This window comes from Herbaspirillum huttiense (assembly GCF_047300815.1).
GTDB classification, from domain to species: Bacteria; Pseudomonadota; Gammaproteobacteria; order Burkholderiales; family Burkholderiaceae_D; genus Herbaspirillum; species Herbaspirillum huttiense_A.
In genome coordinates this window covers 235,974-253,600 of sequence record NZ_CP178608.1, presented here as the reverse complement: position 1 = coordinate 253,600, position 17,627 = coordinate 235,974, and the positions used below count along the sequence as shown (strand labels likewise).

Genomic DNA, 17,627 nt, shown 5'->3' with positions numbered 1-17,627 from the left:
GCACATTGCCACGGAAGGCTAAAATGGAGCGGTATTTACTGCGCGGCAAACTGGCGCTGCTCCTGTCATGGCTCTCGATCCCTCCACTCTCCTCATCCTCACCATTGCGCTGGCGGCAGCCGCCTCCCTGTACCTGGCCATCGAATGGGGCAGCGTGCGGGAACGCTCGCTGCTGCTGTGGAGCAGCGGTTTCGCCATCATCACGGTCGGCTCCTTCCTGGCGCTGCTGCGCTCGCGCGGCTACCTGGTGGTGGGGATCTGGTTCGCCAATGGCTTGCTGATCGCCGCCCACGGCTGCTTCCTGGCGGGGGTGGCCAGGTTCACGCGGACCCGTGTCTCGCGCGGATGGTGGCTCATTGCGCTGCTCTGGCTGCTGATGCTGCTGCTGCCTGCGCACGCCTGGTGGTCGCGCGTGATGCTGGGGCTGCAGTCGCTGATGATCGCCGCCCTCACCTTGCACGCCAGCCTGCTGCTGCGTCCGCACGGCGCCTCCTTGAGCGTGGGCGCGGTGCAGCTGCGCTATGTGCTGCTGATCCACGGGCTGTTCTATCTCGCCAAGGCGGTTTCGGCACTGGCGCTGGGGGCGTTCGTGGATCTGGCGGCCTTTGGTGGCACGCTGATCCAGATCTCGCTGGTGGAAGGATCGATGGCGGTCATGCTGATCGCCTTGTCGATGACGGGCACCGAACGCCATCGCCGCGAAGAACGCATCGGCCAGCTGGCCGCGCGGGACCCGCTGACCGGCCTGCTGAACCGCCGTGCCCTGCAGGCAGGCGCGCCGGCACTGCTGGCACAGGCCAGCGAGACTCATCCGGGCGCGCTGCTGCTCATCGACATCGACAACTTCAAGCAGGTCAACGACCTGCACGGTCATGCAGCGGGCGACAAGCTGCTCGAAGCCCTGAGTACCCTCCTGCGTGATGTGCTGCCCGCCGATGCCCTGGCCGCGCGGCTGGGCGGGGATGAATTCGTGATCCTGTTGCGGGATGTGCGGGAAGAACAGGTAGCGCATCTTGCAGAACAATTGCGGATGGCCTTCGCCCACGTGGCGCGCAAGGGAGTGCAGACTCCCGATGCGGTCAGCCTGAGCGTGGGTGCCAGCCTTTACACCACGCCCGCGCTGACGCTGGAAGAGCTGATGGCGGCAGCCGACGCCGCCCTGTATGACGCCAAGCGGGCCGGGCGCGACCGACTCATCGTGAGCCCGGCACACCTCACTGCAGCCAATCCTTGAGCCGGTACCAGGCCCCGACCAGGGGCAGGAACCAGGGCTTGCCCAGGTGACCGGGAATGGCCGGCCAGTCGAAGTCTTTCCATGGATTGAGATCGGTCCGGCCGTCCATGACCTCGGCCATCAGTGTCCCCATGAGGCTGGCCATGTGGGTGCCGTGGCCGCTGTAACCCATGGAATAGAACACGCCATCACGCTGTCCGGCACGCGGCAGGCGGTCCATCGTCATGTCGACCATGCCGCCCCAGCAGTAGTCGATGCGGACCTTGGTCAATTGCGGGAACACCTCCAGCATCTGGCTGCGCAAGATCTCGCCGCTCCGGGCGTCGGACTGCGGATTGGACACCGCGAAACGCGCGCGTCCGCCGAAGAGCAGGCGATTGTCCGGCGTCGCCCGGAAATAATTTACAAAATTCTTGGTGTCGGTGTACATGCGCCGCGTCGGCAGCAACTGTGCCAGCAGCTCCGCCGGCAAGGGTTCGGTGACAATCAGGAAAGCGCCGACCGGCACGATGCGGCGGCGTATCCAGCCAAACGGACCGACCTGTGAAATGCCGCTGGCCAGCAGCACCTGGCTGGCACGCAGGCTGCCTGCCGGCGTCTGCACCTGATAGCCGCCTCCCTGCGCCTTCAGGCCCAGTACGGGCGTGTGTTCGAGGTAGACCGCACCGCGCCGCTGGGCGGCGTGGGCCAGGCCACTCACATAACGGCCGACGTGCATGCCGGCACTTTTTTCCATCAGCAGTCCACCGTAGTAACGGTCGCTGCCCAGTTCGTCACGCAGCTCGGCGCGGGTGATCAGGCGCGTGTCTGCATCGACATTGGCGGCCAGCAGGGCCTGGCTGCGCGCCAGCTTGTCGACGTGCTCGGGCTTGGCTGCCAGCTTGAGCTTGCCGTAGCGTGCAAAACTGCAGTCGATGGATTCCTCGCGCACCAGCCGTTCCACCGTATCGACGCCGGCATCGAAGGCGCGATAGAGCCGGTTGGCCCATTCCGTTCCCAGGCGTTGTGAGAGGGCAGCGTAGTCCTGCGCGAAGCCGTTGTTGCACATGCCGCCATTGCGGCCGGAGGCGGCACCGCCGACAACATCCGCTTCGCACACCACCACCCTGGCCCCCTTGCGCGCCAGCGCCAGGGCCGCCGCTGAACCGGTGATGCCGCCGCCGACGACCAGGACGTCGCAACCGCCCTCGGGCAAGGCGGTGTGGGTGCTGACGAAGGGGGACGAGGTGTCCAGCCAGTACGACTTCAATTGCATCAGGAGCTCCATCGACAGTCGGCAGCCGGATCATGAACGCAGGGGACGAGGCCGCAACGGGGTGTGGACTGATTATGGTGCGCGCTCCCGGTACGGTGATTAATGCTCATTGAACGCAGCATTAAACGCAGGTTAATGCTCGTGCAGCGCCCGCCCTTGCTGGCTGCCAGCAGGACGAGCGGCGCAGCGTAACGAAAAATGCCGGAAAGCCGCCGTTTAAAAGTAGAAGCTGCTCCGATCCCGGCGCAATAAGAATTATTAGTTGGAGGCCGACGGCCATACTTCTTCCATCCCCAACGAAGGAGTTTGAGCAAATGACTTTCAAGCCGAAGTACATCAGTTTTGACTGCTATGGCACCCTGATCAATTTTGAAATGGGCCCGACCGCCCGCAGGCTCTTTGCCGATCGTGTCGACGAGAAGCGCATGCCGGCCTTCCTGGACAGCTTCCGTTTCTATCGTCTGGACGAAGTGCTGGGCGCCTGGAAGCCCTTCTTCGACGTGGTGGAATGCGCCATCCAACGCGCCTGTCACGCCCACGGCGTGGAGTACCGCGCCAGCGATGCGCAGGCGCTCTATGCGGCCGTGCCGACCTGGCAGCCGCATCCGCATGTGGTGGAGACGCTGGAGAAGATCGCGCCCCACATCCCGCTGGTGATCCTGTCGAACTCCATGATCGACCTGATTCCGCACAGCGTGGCGCACCTCAAAGCACCCTTCCATGCGGTCTACACCGCCGAGCAAGCGCAAGCCTACAAGCCGCGCGGGCAGGCCTTTGAATACATGTTCGACCAGCTGGGCTGCGGCCCGGAAGAGATGGTGCATTGCTCGTCGAGTTTCCGCTATGACCTGATGACGGCCAAGGATCTCGGCTTCATGGGCAAGGCTTACATCGACCGCAATCACGAGCCGTACTGCGATGGCTATGGCGTGAGCCGGCTGACGGACTTCCGCCAGCTGGCCACACTGGTCGGCCTTTGATGGCTGCCGTCGCGCCTACGAGAGACGGGACGCATCATGCTTGAGACCGCATTGCAAGAACCCGCCGCCTTGAACACGGCGGCACCTGATCTTGCGCCGGCAGCGCTGGAACAACTGGCCGCGGCCCTCTATGGCATCGCGGGCAAGTCCAGCGCGCTGGGAGGTGAGCGCGACCAGAACGCCTGCATCGAGAGCGCCGATGGCACGCGCTACGTGCTCAAGATCAGCAATCCTTCCGAACAGGCCACCGTGGTGGATTTCCAGATCGCCGCGCTGGATCACATCGCGCGGGCGGCACCGGACCTTCCGATTCCCCGCGTACTGCGCTCCCTGAACGGGCAAAGCATCGAACAGGTGACACTGCCGGATGGCAGCATGAGCATGGTGCGCCTGCTGACTTACCTCGATGGCGTACAGATCAAGCATACCGAACGCAGCGACGGCCAGCGGCGCGCCATGGGCAGTGGCCTGGCCAGGCTGGACCTGGCCCTGCAAGGATTCAGCCATACCGGGGCGCATCATGACCTGCTGTGGAATGTCTCCACAGCGCACCGCTTGCGCGACAAGATGGAGAGCCTGCAGGATCCGGCCAAGCAGCAGCTGGCACGGCACTTCATGGCGCGCTTCGAACGAGATGTGCTGCCGCACCTGGGCGAGGTACGGGCGCAGGTGATCCACAACGACTATCACCTCTACAACGTGCTGGTGGCACCGCAGGAGCAGGAACGCATCACCGGCATCATCGATTTCGGCGACATGCTGCACGCGCCGCTGGTGGGTGAAGTCGCCACGGCGGCGGCCTTCCACATGACTGGCAGCGAGGATCCGTTTTCCGGTCCGGCGCAGTTCGTCGCCGCCTATCACGCCGAGCTGCCGCTGACCGCGCCGGAACAGGAGATCGTGGCCGACCTCATGGTCACGCGCCATCTGGTCACGGCGCTCATTTCCGAATGGCGCGCGGTACGCTATCCCCACAACCGCGCCTACATCATGCGGCACAACCCGGCGGCCTGGGAGGCGCTCGGCCAGTTGGCCGACCTGCCACGGCAGGACGCGCGTGACCGCCTGCTTTCCGACATCTGACACAGGAGCATTGCATGAGCACCCCTACCGACCTCACCATGGTCAACGCCTACATCCCCGGCCGCGCCGACGTCGGGCCCGTCACCGGGGCCCTGATCGAACGCCGCAATGCCCTGCTGGGGCCGGCGTACCGGCTGATGTATGAACATCCCTTGCACATCGTGCGTGGCGAGGGCGTCTGGCTGATCGATCCGCAGGGGCGGCGTTATCTGGATGTGTACAACAACGTCACATCGCTGGGACACTGCCATCCGGCCGTCACCGCAGCGATCTGCGAACAGGTGCAGACGCTGGCCACCAACACGCGCTACCTGCATGACACCATCCTGGAGCTGGCTGAACGCCTGCTGGCGACGGTGCCGGAAACAGCGCTGGCACACCTGATGCTCACCTGCACCGGCAGCGAAGCCAATGACCTGGCCTATCGCATCGCCAAGGTCCGCACCGGCGGCACTGGGGTGATCGTCACCGACACGGCTTATCACGGCATCACCGATGCGGTCTCGCAGTTCTCGCCCTCGCTGGGCAGCAGCGTCAACCTGGGGCCGCATGTGCGCCTGGTGCCGGCCCCGCGCGCCTATCACACGCCGGGGCAGGATTTGGGAGAAAAATTCACGCGCGACGTAGAAGCCGCCATCGCCGACCTGCAACGGCACGGCATCCGGCCTGCTGCCCTGATCGTGGATTCACTGTTCACCAGCGACGGCATCCTCCCCGGACCTGCGGGCTTCCTGCAGGGCGCGGTGCAGGCCATCAAGGCAGCCGGTGGCTTGTTCATCGCCGATGAAGTGCAACCGGGCTTCGGCCGCACGGGCCAACACATGTGGGGCTTCCAGCGGCATGGCGTAGCGCCCGACATCGTGACCATGGGCAAGCCGATGGGCAATGGCCAGCCGGTCGCCGGCATCCTGGCCACTGCGGAGGTGCTGCAGGAATTCGGGCAGCGTTCGCGCTACTTCAATACCTTTGCCGGCAATACGGTCTCGTGTGCCGCCGCGCTGGCGGTACTGAAGACGATAGAAAGCGAAGGCCTGATTCCCCATGCACGGGAGGTCGGTGGCGTGCTGCTTGACGGCATCCGTGCGCTGGCCGAACGCCATGAAGCCATCGGCGACGTGCGCGGTACGGGCATGTTCGTGGGCGTGGAACTGGTGTCGGACCGGGCACTTCGTACGCCAGACCGGACACTCACCAGCGAGGTGGTCAACCGGATGCGCCAGAAGGGCGTGCTGCTCAGTGCCTGCGCGATGGGCCACAACGTGCTCAAGATCCGGCCGCCGCTGGTGCTTTCGGCCGATCAGGCGGGCATGGTGATCGATGCGCTGGACCAATCGCTGACCGAAGCCCGGGCCGCTGCGGTACGCGGCTGAGGCCGATGATGCGGTGCTATGATCGATCCATGCGCACCCCCGACCCCATCGACCGCACCGACATCAAGATCCTCGAGCACTTGCAGCGCGAGGGCCGCTGTTCGAACGTGGAGCTGGCCGAGGCCGTCAATCTCAGTCCCAGCCCCTGCCTGACCCGGACCAAGCGCATGGAAGAAGCCGGCGTCATCGCCGGCTATGCCGCCCAGGTCGCGCTGGACAAATTGGGCAGCCATGTCGTGGTGTTCTCCGAAATTACGCTGGGCAGCCACCGCCCGGCGGACTTTCGCAAGTTCGAACAGGGCGCGGCCAAGTATGCGGAAATCGTGGAGTGCTACAACGTCAGCGGGGGGTATGACTATTTGCTCAAGATCGTCTCGCCCACCGTGGCGCTGTTCCAGGAGTTGATGGAACGCCTGCTGGAGGACGAGATCGGCATCGAGAAATTCGCCAGCCGCATTGTGTTGCGCCATCCCTATGAGCGGCGGGTAGAGCCGGTGGAGGTGATTGCTTCGGGGAAGAGCAGCTGGAAGTAGCGAGGATGTGGTGATCTCTGCATGCTGGCGGCTTGTCATTTCTCCGATGACAGGTAATAGCCGCCAGCGCAGTCCAGGTAACGATAGTCAAAGACGGGAGATAAGACTACGTCGCCTTGCTCATCAAGCCACACGCCATAGTTGGACCGCTCAAAATAATCCAGGCAGGCCGTCTTTTTCTCCGGCTTCAGGTAGGACATGACCAGTGCGACGGCATCCTTGTTCAACTGCAGGAAATTTCCTTGCGTGCGGACACCTGCCTTGCGCAGGGAGGGGGCATATCGATTGATCAGCGCTATGGGTGGAAGCTGCTTTCCCGTGCTGATATCGAAGGTCCATCCCACTTTGTCGAAGACATGGTTTCCAGCGCATGCACTGGTGACGTTAAAGACGATGCTCATGGTTCGGAACGCCATCAGGGCTTCATCAAACTCTGCTTCATAAGCCCATGCACCACCTTGTGGATCGGGACGACAGGTTTTCCCCTGTGCAAACAGCGATTGATAAAACTTTTCCATGGCGGCATGGATCTGGCTGGCTGCGTCCTTCGATATCCTTCCTCCTGGCTTCACCCTTATCTTCTCGGTATAGATGCGATTCATTGCGTCACGTGGACCGGTTTTTCTGTAGACGGATATATCGAATTTTTGGTCGTCGAGTTCGAGTTCTCGTGCTTGACCGAATTGGCACAGCGAGCACATCGAGAGTGTGGCAATCAGCAAAAACATGATGTTCACGGCGCCACCTTTCGATGCGGCCGAATGAAATACTCTCGGCGGCATTCGGTATAGGGATACGCTCAGTGTCAGTTTCGACGTCTCTGGCGCGTGTTCCAGGCAACCTTATTTCGCCAAAGAAGTGGCGAACTTCTCACTCAGGACGGGAGCGCCTCTTGATCCCCGGCAGATGTTGTCGAGACATGCGCCTGTTCTTCTCGGTGCTGGGGCGCGCGTCAAAGCCGGACTTTTGATTTTGGGCCAAGAGGGTGTCGGGATACTCAAGAAGGAAAATAAGGATGTCCTCGACGAACAGTTAATGGAATCCTGCGCCAGATTTCTTGCAACCGCAGGCTTTCGAGTGTGGGTCCGGGATGGAGTGTTGGTCCTGATGCCCTCCTTTCAGTATCTCCCGCATAATTGACTTGGTCAAAAAGCACCTCGTATCCCCATGGCGCGGTTGAGTCAGGATCTTTGCAATCTGTCGCCTCTGAATAAAGAGATGCGTACAAATGCTCAAGTGCAAGATTGATCCTTCTAGCCTTAGCCTTCGCAAGTATTCTTGACGTTCTTATTTCTATCTTTTCGATGTAGAGCCTGTTCACTGCCTTCAAGGATCCGGTTTGACGGTAGAGAGAGCGGGTGAATTCCAGATCACCATATTTACGCTCTTCAGCAAGAGCGTATGGCAAAAATATTATCCCAGCGCATATCGCTGTCAAAAACCAAACGGATTTCATAGCATCACCTTTTTGATCCTCTTTGTATGCGAAATACGATCCTCCAGTGAGGAGCTTTTCTCCCATTCTTTGTTATCTCTCCCGCCGTTTATCGCGTGTGTCACCGCTCTAACGTTGTCGAGGTCCATGGCGGATAGGGTAGGAGGCTTCAACAGCACCACGTACCATGTGCCGATGTCGACGCAGTTATAAGCCTCCTCAAGAATCACGTTTGGATTTGCGATATGCGGCGGTCGAAGTGGTTTGCTTTCATTCGTTCCATCTTTCTTCTTTACTTCCCATCCAACATCGAAATCTCCTCCTTTTTTCAACCACCCTCTGAATGACCAATATTCGACGTAGTTGTAACGGCCAGTAAGCTGTTTGATTCCGCGCCCCTTGAATTTTCTGCCATCGACAGCCATGATGTTGCCGATATCTGTTCTTCCTTCGTACTGGCTGCCGTCCGACCTCTCAAGCATTCGGTTAAGACTTTCGGATTCAACGGCGGCTTGACCAAAGAAATGCGCCATCCGCAACCGACTGTTGAGCCCATACTTGAAACAGCACTTATTGATCTCAGCGCGATACTTTTCCCGGAGTTCTTCTGAGGTGCCATGACTGATCGTGGCAGCAGCGAGAGAGCCCGTGGACGGATAAACCAATGCCAGCTCTTCCTTCGACAACCACATGCACTTCGCCAGATGCTCAATAAACTTGATCGGATGCACATGCCAAACTCCGCGCGCATCCGGCAATCCCGGCACCTTCTCCCAGAAGGTCTGGCGTTCGATATGCCGGAGCAACTTCTGAAACTGCTCTTGCGTCAATTTCTGCGCACCGAAGTCCTCCCTGGTCACACGCTCATAGCGCTGAGCGATGCCCTGGTTGCTCCACTCGGTGGGATGACGGGTAACCACATGGCGGACCAGTTCATCCTTGTCTGACTGCGCAGTCGTCGTGTCAGTGCGCCCTTTCTGACTCTCCTGAATCAGGCGCTGCAGGCCCTCGTCATCCATGAAGCCGTCAGCACTGAATTGACCATGCTCCTCAACCTTCCTGAAATCCTTCCAGTCGCCATCGCTGAGATACTTCACCGTACTTTTTTCGGCCCAGAAGATCTTGTTTTGATCCGGTTTGAAGATCTGGATCCAGAGTTTGCCTTCATATTGGCGCTCCTGGAATTCGCCGGCCTTCAACCACGGTCCGCTCCACGGAACGATCAAACTGCCAGCTTCCAATGTGCGGGCATTCGTGACAGGATTCTTGGCATATGCGCACGATGTGACCCAGCGAGAGCTGACTGCATTGATGATCGGACTTCAACTGGACCTGCAGTTGTTCAGGCGTATCGTCGAGAACCAGATGATTGCCACGTCCGCCCGGCGCATTTCCAGTGCCCGTTGCAAGCTCGCGGCTGCGCCAGCCAGTCAGTGCCCGCTGCTCGGGCAAGGTCCAGGGTGGCATGTTCCGGCGATTTGCCAGGGCAGCGAGAATGATCGGTCGATCAGGGTCACCGGATAGCCAGTGCACGACGACTTCCGAGCCCACCCGGGGAATGGCCGCGCTTCCGAGCTCAGCACCAGCCCACGGTCCGGCGACCCTGATCCAGGCCGAACTGCGGTGATCGTTGCTGCCGATCCGGTCCCAATGAAACTGGACCTGGACTCGTCCATATTCATCCGTCAGGATACTGTCGGAACTGGAAAGACCCACTACGGTTGCAGTCTGCGGAGCCGAGATGCGCGTGTCTTCACTGTTGAACTGGCGCCCTGGCCGCCAAGGCACACTGCGGCGTGAACAAGTCAGCCAGTGATGGTATTGGAAAAACTCGGACTGGCCCCTTTGGAGTACATTGTTGACGGCCTTGTGCCTGATGGAAAGGATCAGGAAATCATCCTTGCCGCTGGCATCGGCCCTGCCGTAAGGCCCGTGGTTGAAGTGATCGACCAGGCGGAAGTAGCGGCCTGGCTCCATGTAGCGCGAATTGCCTTCACCCTGATGAAATTTACCAACGGCCTCTATTTCTTCCATACGTAGCTTGGCCATCTCGTACCCTGCATCGCCATCACGGAATCCATAGGCGCCGACAAACTCATGCGACTCCACATGGGGCACGCATCCCTGCTGATTGATCGTAGGCGCATTGCGCGAGATGGGCCACGGATCCTTGAAATTGAAGGAACTCAACGCTACGCTGGCCGGCACGATCTCGCGCACGGATATCCACCGGTGCATGCCATCTTCTTCATCCGTCCCGCCCTGGTCATGGAATCGTACCTCGGGGCCACCGTCGATCGGCAGACAGCGCGTGGAATCGCTGGCGACGACGAATGTATGACCCTGTTCATCGTGCCGATAAAAATAGTGCCATCCTGCGGCTTCCCACCGACGGCTGAGATAATTGAAATCGGTCTCGTCGAATTGACAGGCATCGGTCATGGGAGGGTCTTCGCCTATGACCAGCCATTCCCAACGGGGATAGAAGGAATAGTTCTTGAAGATGATCTCGCTTTGTTCGCGCAACGATTTGCCGTGAAAGAGATAGCTGTCCCTGCGCAAGCTGAGCAATTTCATCCATGGCCCGAGGTGCGCTTCATAGAGAGTGAGCGCGCCGTCGGAATGCATACGCCGAAAGCCAAAAACATAGCCGGATAAGTAACGTACACCGCCATCTGCGCGGATCATGGCCACATTGAGCAGCTTGCCCTGCATCTCCTTGAGAGAGAGACAGGGCTCATCCGACACCAACTGTACTTTGAAAGAAAAGTCACGCGAGAGGCATTCCTCAGCCTCGATTTGATGAACCGCGAAGTTGGCCTCCGGGGCATCCCGATGCGGAAACCGCAGCCGCAGAAAGCGCTGCTGCTCTGCGCTCTGCATCAGCAGGGCCAGGGATTTCAAGGTCTCGTTCATCACTCCTCCTTTAAATTTTTACCTGCGCTGAAGCGAGGTGAAAAGGAGGAAGATGTTATTCACTTCGAGTCCGTCTCGATAGCGAATAAATCCTAGAATTGGAGCCAGAATAAAGTGGCCGACCGGCTCACAGTCAGCAACCCGTCGTGTAACTTTTGATAAACTACCGATTACTTTTGAAACATTGCTAGCAATGGGATTTCAGCACAACTTGAAGGGGCGGTGCGCCGACTAGGTCCATCGCCCCTTCAATAATGCTTATGCAGCGCCAACCATAGGAGAGGAGCCCGGCATCAGCCAAACTGCCTGAAATCCGGCTTGCGCTTCTCGAAGAACGCCGTGAACGCTTCCTTGGCCTCGGGCGCGGTCAGCATGCGCGAAAAGTGCTCGATCTCGGCCACCATCTGCTGTTCGGTCGCGGTGACGCGATTCTTCTTCATCAGCTGCTTGGTCACCCGGATCGACGCCGCCGGCAGCGCCGCCAGCTTGGCGGCCTGCTGCTGCGCATAGGGCAGCAATTCCTCCAGCGGCAGCACGCGGTTGACCACACCCATCTGGCAGGCTTCGTCTGCGCCGAAGGCTTCGCCCAGCAACAGCTTCTCGGCCGCACGCTGGTAACCCGCGATGTGCGGCAAGAGGAGCGAAGACGCCGCCTCCGGACACAAACCCAGTTGCGTGAAGGGCATCGAGAACTTGGCATTGTTGGCCGCATACACCAGGTCGCAATGCAGCAGCAGCGTGGTACCGATGCCCACGGCCACGCCGGAGACGGCGGCCACGATGGGCTTGCTGGCATGGCTGATCTGCCAGAGGAACTGGAATACCGGCGCATCCTGGGTCTTGGGCGGATTTTTCAGGAAGTCTTCCAGGTCATTGCCGGCCGAGAAGGATTTGGGCTTGCCGGTGAAGAGGATGGCGCGGACCGCATTGTCAGTCTCGGCCTCCTTCAAGGCATCGGCCAGCTGCTGGTACATGGCCGCGGTGATGGCATTCTTCTTGTCTTCGCGGTCGAAGTGGATGGTCAGGATGCCATCGGCCTTGGTGAGCTGGATATCCATCTGCACAGTCTCCTTGAATGTTATAAATGATTTATAAGGTTCATGAAAAAAGCCGCACGGCATGCGCAGTGCGGCTTTTGCATCAGGCCTTGCAGGCGCGGATCAGACGCGTTCGAAGATGCCCGCCGCACCCATGCCGGTGCCCACGCACATGGTCACCATGCCGTACTTCAGGTTCTTGCGGCGCAGTGCATGGATGGTGGTGGCGGCACGGATCGCACCGGTAGCCCCCAGCGGGTGGCCCAGGGCAATCGCACCGCCCATGGGGTTGACCTTGCTCGGGTCCAGGCCCAGGTCGCCGATGACGGCCAGCGCTTGTGCCGCGAAGGCTTCGTTCAGTTCGATCCAGTCGATCTGGTCCTGGGTCAGGCCACCGGCCTTCAGGGCCGCAGGAATCGCTTCCTTCGGACCGATGCCCATGATCTCCGGCGGCACGCCGCGCACGGCGAAGGAGACGAAGCGCGCCAGCGGGGTCAGGTTGAACTGCTTCAGGATCTTTTCCGAAACGATGATCAGCGCACCTGCGCCATCGGAGGTCTGCGAGCTGTTGCCGGCAGTGACGCTGCCCTTGGCGGCGAAGACGGGTTTCAGCTTGGCCAGCGCGGCCAAGTTGGAATCGGCGCGCGGACCTTCGTCCAGGGCGACGGTACGGGTCTTGATGTCGATCTCGCCGGTGGCCAGGTTGGGGAAGCGCTCGACGATCTCGACCGAGGTCATCTCGTCGGCGAATTCACCGGCCTGCTGTGCGGCGATGGCCTTCTGGTGCGAAGCCAGCGAGAACTCGTCCTGCGCTTCACGCGAGACCTTCCACTGCTGCGCCACCTTCTCGGCGGTCAGGCCCATGCCATAGGCCATGCCGACGTTCTCATCCTTGAAGGCATTGATGTTGATGGAAGGATGGAAACCCATCATCGGCACCATCGACATCGATTCCGCACCGGCGGCGATCATGACATCGGCCTCACCGACGCGGATACGGTCGGCGGCCATGGCGATGGCGGTGATGCCGGAGGCGCAGTAGCGGTTGATGGTGACGCCGCCGATGGTGTTGGGCAGGCCGGCCAGCAGCACGGCATTGCGCGCCATGTTGAGACCCTGTGCGCCTTCGGGGAAGGAGCAGCCGACGATGGCGTCCTCGATCAGCTTGGGATCCAGGCCCGGCACCTGCGCCACGGCGGACTGGATGGCACGTACCAGCAGGTCATCCGGGCGGGTGTTCTTGAACATGCCACGCGGCGCCTTGCCGATGGGGGTGCGGGTGGCGGCGACGATGTAGGCGTCTTGCAGTTGTTTGCTCATTACCAAATCTCCTTGGACTCTCCCTCCCCTTCAGGGGGGAGAGAGGTTTCATTAATTGCGCACAGGCTTGCCGGTTTGCATCATGCCCATGATGCGTTCCTGGGTCTTGGGGTGGTTGAGCAGCTCCATGAAGAACTTGCGCTCGATGTCGAGCAGCCATTGTTCATTGACGATGCTGCCCTCTTCCACTTCACCACCGGCGACGGTCTCGGCGATCATCTTGCCGAGCTTGAAGTCGTGGGCCGAGATGAAGCCGCCATCACGCATGTTGACCAGCTGCGCCATGATGGTGGCCAGGCCGTTGCGGCCGATCACCGGCACCTGCGGCGGCAGTTGCGGACGATAACCGGCATCGAACAGCGCGCGCGCCTCGACCTTGGCCACGTGCAGCAATTCATAGGGGTTGAAGACGATCACGTCATCCTCGCGCAGGTAACCCAGCTTGCGCGCTTCCAGTGCGGACTTGGAGACGTTGGCAGTGGCTGCAGCGAGCATGTATTCCTTCAGGAATTGCAGGATGTCGTTGCCACGGGCTTCCTTGGCAGCGCGCACGGCGGCTTCCTTCAGGCCGCCACCGGCCGGGATCAGGCCCACGCCCACTTCCACCAGGCCGATGTAGGACTCGATGGAGACTACGCGCTTGGCGGTATGCAGCAGCAATTCGCAGCCACCGCCCAGCGACAGGCCGGCGACAGCGGCGATTACCGGCACGCTGGCGTACTTCAGGCGCTGGTGCGCCTGCTGCAGCTGGTGCACCACCGGCTCGATGGCCTTGACTCCACCGGACATGAACAGCGGCAGCATCGACTGCAGGTCGGCACCTGCGGAGAAGGCACCGCCTTCGGCTGCATCCGGATGCCAGATCACCAGGCCCTTGAAGTTCTGTTCGGCTTCGGTGACAGCCTTGTTCATGCCATCGATCACGCCCTGGCCGATCACGTGCATCTTGGTCTTGAAGGACAGGATCAGCACATCGTCGTTCTGGTGCCAGATGCGCACCGATTCGTCTTCGAAGAAGGTGGTACCGGCGCTCTTGCCATCGGCTGCACCCTCGCCCACCAGCGGGGCACGGAAGGCCTGGCGCTGGTAGACCGGCAGCTCGGAACGGGCCACGTCGGCCTTCTTGGAGGGCGACCAGGAGCCCTTCGCCGAATGCACGCCGTCACGGCCATCGAAGACCCAGTCGGGCAGCGGTGCGCTCGACAGTGCCTTGCCGGCCTCGATGTCTTCCTTGACCCATTGCGCGATCTGCTTCCAGCCGGCAGCTTGCCAGGTCTCGAAGGGACCGACGCTCCAGCCGAAGCCCCAGCGCATGGCGAAGTCCAGGTCACGGGCGTTGTCGGCCACCGATTCCAGGTGCACGGCGATGTAGTGGAAGGCATCGCGGAAGATGGCCCACAGGAACTGGCCTTGCGGATTGGTCGAATCATGCAGCGCCTTCATGCGCTTGACCGGATCCTTTTCCTTGAGGATGCGGGCGATGATGTCATCGGCCTTGGCGCCGCCAGGAACGTAATCGCCCTTGGCCGGATCGATGCGCAGGATGTCCTTGCCCACCTTCTTGTAGAAACCGGCACCGCTCTTCTGGCCCAGTGCGCCCTGCTCGACCAGCTTGGCCAAGAGCGGCGGGGTGGCATAGGAGGAGGAGAAGGGATCGTCCTTCAGGTTGTCCTGCATGGTCCGGATGACGTGGCCCATGGTATCCAGGCCCACCACGTCGGCGGTACGGAAGGTACCGGACTTGGCACGGCCCAGCTTGGCACCGGTCAGGTCATCGACCACATCGACCGAGAGGCCGTACTTCTCGGCTTCGATGATGGTGGCCAGGATGCCGAACACGCCCACGCGGTTGGCCACGAAGTTGGGGGTGTCGAAGGCCCGCACCACGCCCTTGCCCAGGGTGGTGGTGAGGAAGGCTTCGAGCTGGTCGAGGATGTGCGGTTCGGTCGATTGGGTCGGGATCAGTTCGACCAGGTGCATGTAGCGCGGCGGGTTGAAGAAGTGCACGCCGCAGAAGCGCGCCTTCAGGCCCGCATCGAAACCTTCGGAGAGAGCATTGATCGACAGGCCCGAGGTATTGGAGGCGAAGATTGCCTTGGGGCCGATGTGCGGGGCGACCTTCTTGTAGAGGTCGTGCTTCCAGTCCATGCGCTCGGCGATGGCTTCGATGATGAGGTCGCAGCCTTCCAGCACGGCCAGGTCATCCTCGTAGTTGGCGACCTGGATCAGGGCCGCGTCATCCTTGTTGCCCAGCGGAGCGGGGCTCAGTTTCTTGAGGTTCTCGATGGCGCGTTGCACGATGCCGTTCTTCGGGCCATCCTTGGCCGGCAGGTCGAACAGCACGACCGGCACGCGGGCATTGATGCAGTGGGCGGCAATCTGGGCCCCCATGACGCCCGCGCCGAGCACGGCCACTTTTTTGACGATGAAATTGGACACGCAAATCTCCTTTGCTGGTGCTGCAAACATGAAACATGAATTCGGGCCTGGCAAGGTGCTGCGCCGCTGGGACGAGCGCTCACTGTACGCTCTTTATCCCGGGTGCGGCGGCTCACAGCATGCCCTGCCGCAGTGACGCCCGCGTGACGCCGTCACGGGCCGCATTGCGTTGGATCAACGCCGCGTGCAGGCGTGCAGCCCGCGCGCGGCGTGGTGTTGCGATCAGAACAGTTCTGCGTCCAGCGCCATCAGGTTGGCCGCACCCGAACGGGCCTGGCGGATCAGCATCGCGGTTTCCGGCAGCAGGCGCGCGAAGTAGAAGCGCGCCGTGGCCAGCTTGGCGGTGTAGAAGGCGTCGCCGCTGTCCTGCTTTTCCAGCGCGATCTTGGCCATGCGGGCGAACAGGTAGGAGAACACCAGGTGGCCCACCACGCGCAGGTAGGGCACGGCCGCCGCACCGGCTTCATCCTGGTTGGCAAAGGACTTCATGCCGATTTCCATGGTCAGCTTGGTCACCTTGTCGCCGATGTCGGCCAGCGGGGTGATGAACTCGGACATGGACTCATCGGTACCATGCTCTTCCACGAAGGCCTGGATCTGCGCGCCGAATTTCTTCAGCTTGGCACCGTTGTCCATCAGGATCTTGCGGCCCAGCAGGTCCAGCGACTGGATGGTGTTGGTTCCTTCATAAATCATGTTGATGCGGGCATCGCGCACATATTGCTCCATGCCCCACTCGGCGATGTAGCCGTGGCCGCCGTAGACCTGCAGGCACTCGGAGGTGGCCATCCAGGCGTTGTCGGTCAGGAAGGCTTTCACCACCGGGGTCAGCAGGGCCACGATGTCGGCGCTGTCCTTGCGCACCTGCTCATCGGGGTGGGTCAGTTCCTTGTCCAGCTCCAGCGCGACGTAGGAGGTGAAGGCACGGCCACCTTCGGCGAAGGCCTTGGCGGTCAGCAGCATGCGGCGCACGTCCGGATGCACGATGATCGGGTCAGCCGGCTTGTCGGCGGCCTTGATGCCGGACAGGCTGCGCATCTGCAGGCGGTCCTTGGCGTAGACCAGGGCGTTCTGGTAGGCCACTTCGGTCAGGCCCAGGCCTTGCATGCCCACGCCCAGGCGCGCCGCGTTCATGAACACGAACATGGCCTGCAGGCCCTTGTGCGGCTGGCCGATCAGCCAGCCGGTAGCGCCGTCCAGGTTCATCTGGCAGGTGGCGTTGCCGTGGATGCCCATCTTCTCTTCGATGGCACCGCAGAAGATCGGGTTGCGCGCGCCCAGCGAGCCATCGGCATTGGGCAGGAACTTGGGAACCAGGAAAAGTGAAATCCCCTTCGAACCTTCCGGCGCATCGGGCAGACGTGCCAGGACCAGGTGAACGATATTGGCGGACACGTCGTTTTCACCGGCGGAGATGAAAATCTTGTTGCCGGTGATCTTGTAGGATCCATCGGCCTGCGGCTCGGCCTTGCTGCGCAGGAGGCCCAGGTCGGTGCCGCAATGGGCTTCGGTCAGGCACATGGTGCCGGTCCATTCGCCCGAGACCAGCTTGGGCAGGTAGAGCTGCTTCTGTTCATCCGAACCGTGCGCATGCAGGCACTCGTAGGCGCCGTGCGACAGGCCGGGGTACATGGTCCAGGCCTGGTTGGACGAGTTCAGCATCTCGTAGAAGGAATTGTTGATGGTCAGCGGCAGACCCTGGCCGCCGAAGTCCGGATCACAGGACAACGCCGCCCAGCCGGCCTCCACGTACTGCTTGTAGGCTTCCTTGAAACCCTTGGGCGTGGTCACGGCCTTGCTCTCGCGATCGAAATGGCAGCCCTCGCGGTCACCCGAATGGTTCAGCGGGAACAGGACCTGCGAGGCGAACTTGCCGCCCTCTTCCAGCACCTGGTCCACCAGTTCGCGGTTGGTGTCGGCGTGGGGCGGCAATTCCTTGAACACTTCCTCGACATTGAGCAGCTCGTGCAGCACGAATTGCATGTCGCGCAAGGGGGCGTTGTATTGGGGCATGAATGTCTCCGG

14 protein-coding genes are annotated in these 17,627 nt (G+C 61.2%); 5 read left to right on the top strand and 9 right to left on the bottom strand.

The window, feature by feature from the left end; translation table 11 throughout:
• The first annotated feature begins 67 nt into the window (after positions 1-67).
• A complete protein-coding gene (locus tag ACLRDN_RS01225) occupies positions 68-1,234 on the top strand; it encodes a GGDEF domain-containing protein (protein ID WP_413458628.1) in 1,167 nt (388 codons plus the stop codon).
• Here the strand turns inward: ACLRDN_RS01225 and ACLRDN_RS01220 are convergent.
• Positions 1,215-2,489: an NAD(P)/FAD-dependent oxidoreductase gene (locus ACLRDN_RS01220; protein WP_413458627.1), complete on the bottom strand. Its 1,275-nt coding sequence runs from the start codon at positions 2,487-2,489 to the stop codon at positions 1,215-1,217. The genes ACLRDN_RS01225 and ACLRDN_RS01220 overlap by 20 nt on opposite strands.
• A 314-nt stretch (positions 2,490-2,803) precedes the next feature.
• Between ACLRDN_RS01220 and ACLRDN_RS01215 the strand changes: the two genes are divergently transcribed.
• Genes ACLRDN_RS01215 through ACLRDN_RS01200 form a run of 4 tightly spaced genes read left to right on the top strand, consistent with a single transcriptional unit; the run spans position 2,804 to position 6,455 of the window.
• Positions 2,804-3,469 carry a haloacid dehalogenase type II gene (locus ACLRDN_RS01215; protein ID WP_413458626.1) on the top strand — a complete coding sequence of 222 codons (666 nt, stop codon included), beginning with the start codon at positions 2,804-2,806 and terminating at the stop codon, positions 3,467-3,469.
• 36 nt (positions 3,470-3,505) lie between these two features.
• Positions 3,506-4,552, top strand: a complete 1,047-nt coding sequence (locus ACLRDN_RS01210; RefSeq protein ID WP_413458625.1) for a phosphotransferase — start codon at positions 3,506-3,508, stop codon at positions 4,550-4,552.
• Between the two features lie 14 nt (positions 4,553-4,566).
• A complete protein-coding gene (locus ACLRDN_RS01205) occupies positions 4,567-5,922 on the top strand; it encodes an aspartate aminotransferase family protein (RefSeq protein WP_413458624.1) in 1,356 nt (451 codons plus the stop codon).
• A 29-nt stretch (positions 5,923-5,951) separates the two neighbouring features.
• Complete coding sequence (locus ACLRDN_RS01200; RefSeq protein ID WP_413458623.1) at positions 5,952-6,455, top strand: Lrp/AsnC family transcriptional regulator; 504 nt, start codon at positions 5,952-5,954, stop codon at positions 6,453-6,455.
• 35 nt (positions 6,456-6,490) lie between these two features.
• Here ACLRDN_RS01200 and ACLRDN_RS01195 read toward each other — a convergent pair whose 3' ends face one another.
• From ACLRDN_RS01195 to ACLRDN_RS01160, 8 genes are all read right to left on the bottom strand, one after another.
• A complete protein-coding gene (locus ACLRDN_RS01195) occupies positions 6,491-7,192 on the bottom strand; it encodes a hypothetical protein (RefSeq protein ID WP_413458622.1) in 702 nt (233 codons plus the stop codon).
• A gap of 260 nt (positions 7,193-7,452) precedes the next feature.
• Positions 7,453-7,911 carry a hypothetical protein gene (locus tag ACLRDN_RS01190; protein ID WP_413458621.1) on the bottom strand — a complete coding sequence of 153 codons (459 nt, stop codon included), beginning with the start codon at positions 7,909-7,911 and terminating at the stop codon, positions 7,453-7,455.
• A complete protein-coding gene (locus ACLRDN_RS01185) occupies positions 7,908-9,089 on the bottom strand; it encodes a glycoside hydrolase family 19 protein (protein ID WP_413458620.1) in 1,182 nt (393 codons plus the stop codon). The genes ACLRDN_RS01190 and ACLRDN_RS01185 overlap by 4 nt, the downstream gene beginning before the upstream one ends.
• Entirely contained in the window at positions 9,055-10,806 is a 1,752-nt protein-coding gene (locus tag ACLRDN_RS01180) for a type VI secretion system Vgr family protein (protein WP_413458619.1), read from the bottom strand. Before ACLRDN_RS01180 ends, ACLRDN_RS01185 begins: the two co-directional genes overlap by 35 nt.
• A gap of 293 nt (positions 10,807-11,099) precedes the next feature.
• A complete protein-coding gene (locus ACLRDN_RS01175; RefSeq protein WP_413458618.1) occupies positions 11,100-11,864 on the bottom strand; it encodes an enoyl-CoA hydratase in 765 nt (254 codons plus the stop codon).
• Positions 11,865-11,966: 102 nt separating this feature from the next.
• Complete coding sequence (locus ACLRDN_RS01170) at positions 11,967-13,163, bottom strand: acetyl-CoA C-acyltransferase (RefSeq protein ID WP_008334355.1); 1,197 nt, start codon at positions 13,161-13,163, stop codon at positions 11,967-11,969.
• Between the two features lie 51 nt (positions 13,164-13,214).
• A complete protein-coding gene (locus tag ACLRDN_RS01165; protein WP_413458617.1) occupies positions 13,215-15,602 on the bottom strand; it encodes a 3-hydroxyacyl-CoA dehydrogenase/enoyl-CoA hydratase family protein in 2,388 nt (795 codons plus the stop codon).
• Between the two features lie 222 nt (positions 15,603-15,824).
• Positions 15,825-17,615 (bottom strand): acyl-CoA dehydrogenase C-terminal domain-containing protein, encoded by a 1,791-nt coding sequence (locus ACLRDN_RS01160; RefSeq protein WP_034329395.1) that lies wholly within the window; start codon positions 17,613-17,615, stop codon positions 15,825-15,827.
• Between the last annotated feature and the right edge of the window lie 12 nt (positions 17,616-17,627).

Coding starts and splice junctions, on each gene's coding strand:
- ACLRDN_RS01225 (WP_413458628.1), top strand. CDS start 68: ATGGCTCTCGATCCCTCCACTCTCCTCATCCTCACCATTGCGCTGGCG.
- ACLRDN_RS01220 (WP_413458627.1), bottom strand. CDS start 2,489: ATGCAATTGAAGTCGTACTGGCTGGACACCTCGTCCCCCTTCGTCAGC.
- ACLRDN_RS01215 (WP_413458626.1), top strand. CDS start 2,804: ATGACTTTCAAGCCGAAGTACATCAGTTTTGACTGCTATGGCACCCTG.
- ACLRDN_RS01210 (WP_413458625.1), top strand. CDS start 3,506: ATGCTTGAGACCGCATTGCAAGAACCCGCCGCCTTGAACACGGCGGCA.
- ACLRDN_RS01205 (WP_413458624.1), top strand. CDS start 4,567: ATGAGCACCCCTACCGACCTCACCATGGTCAACGCCTACATCCCCGGC.
- ACLRDN_RS01200 (WP_413458623.1), top strand. CDS start 5,952: ATGCGCACCCCCGACCCCATCGACCGCACCGACATCAAGATCCTCGAG.
- ACLRDN_RS01190 (WP_413458621.1), bottom strand. CDS start 7,911: ATGAAATCCGTTTGGTTTTTGACAGCGATATGCGCTGGGATAATATTT.
- ACLRDN_RS01180 (WP_413458619.1), bottom strand. CDS start 10,806: ATGAACGAGACCTTGAAATCCCTGGCCCTGCTGATGCAGAGCGCAGAG.
- ACLRDN_RS01175 (WP_413458618.1), bottom strand. CDS start 11,864: ATGGATATCCAGCTCACCAAGGCCGATGGCATCCTGACCATCCACTTC.
- ACLRDN_RS01170 (WP_008334355.1), bottom strand. CDS start 13,163: ATGAGCAAACAACTGCAAGACGCCTACATCGTCGCCGCCACCCGCACC.
- ACLRDN_RS01160 (WP_034329395.1), bottom strand. CDS start 17,615: ATGCCCCAATACAACGCCCCCTTGCGCGACATGCAATTCGTGCTGCAC.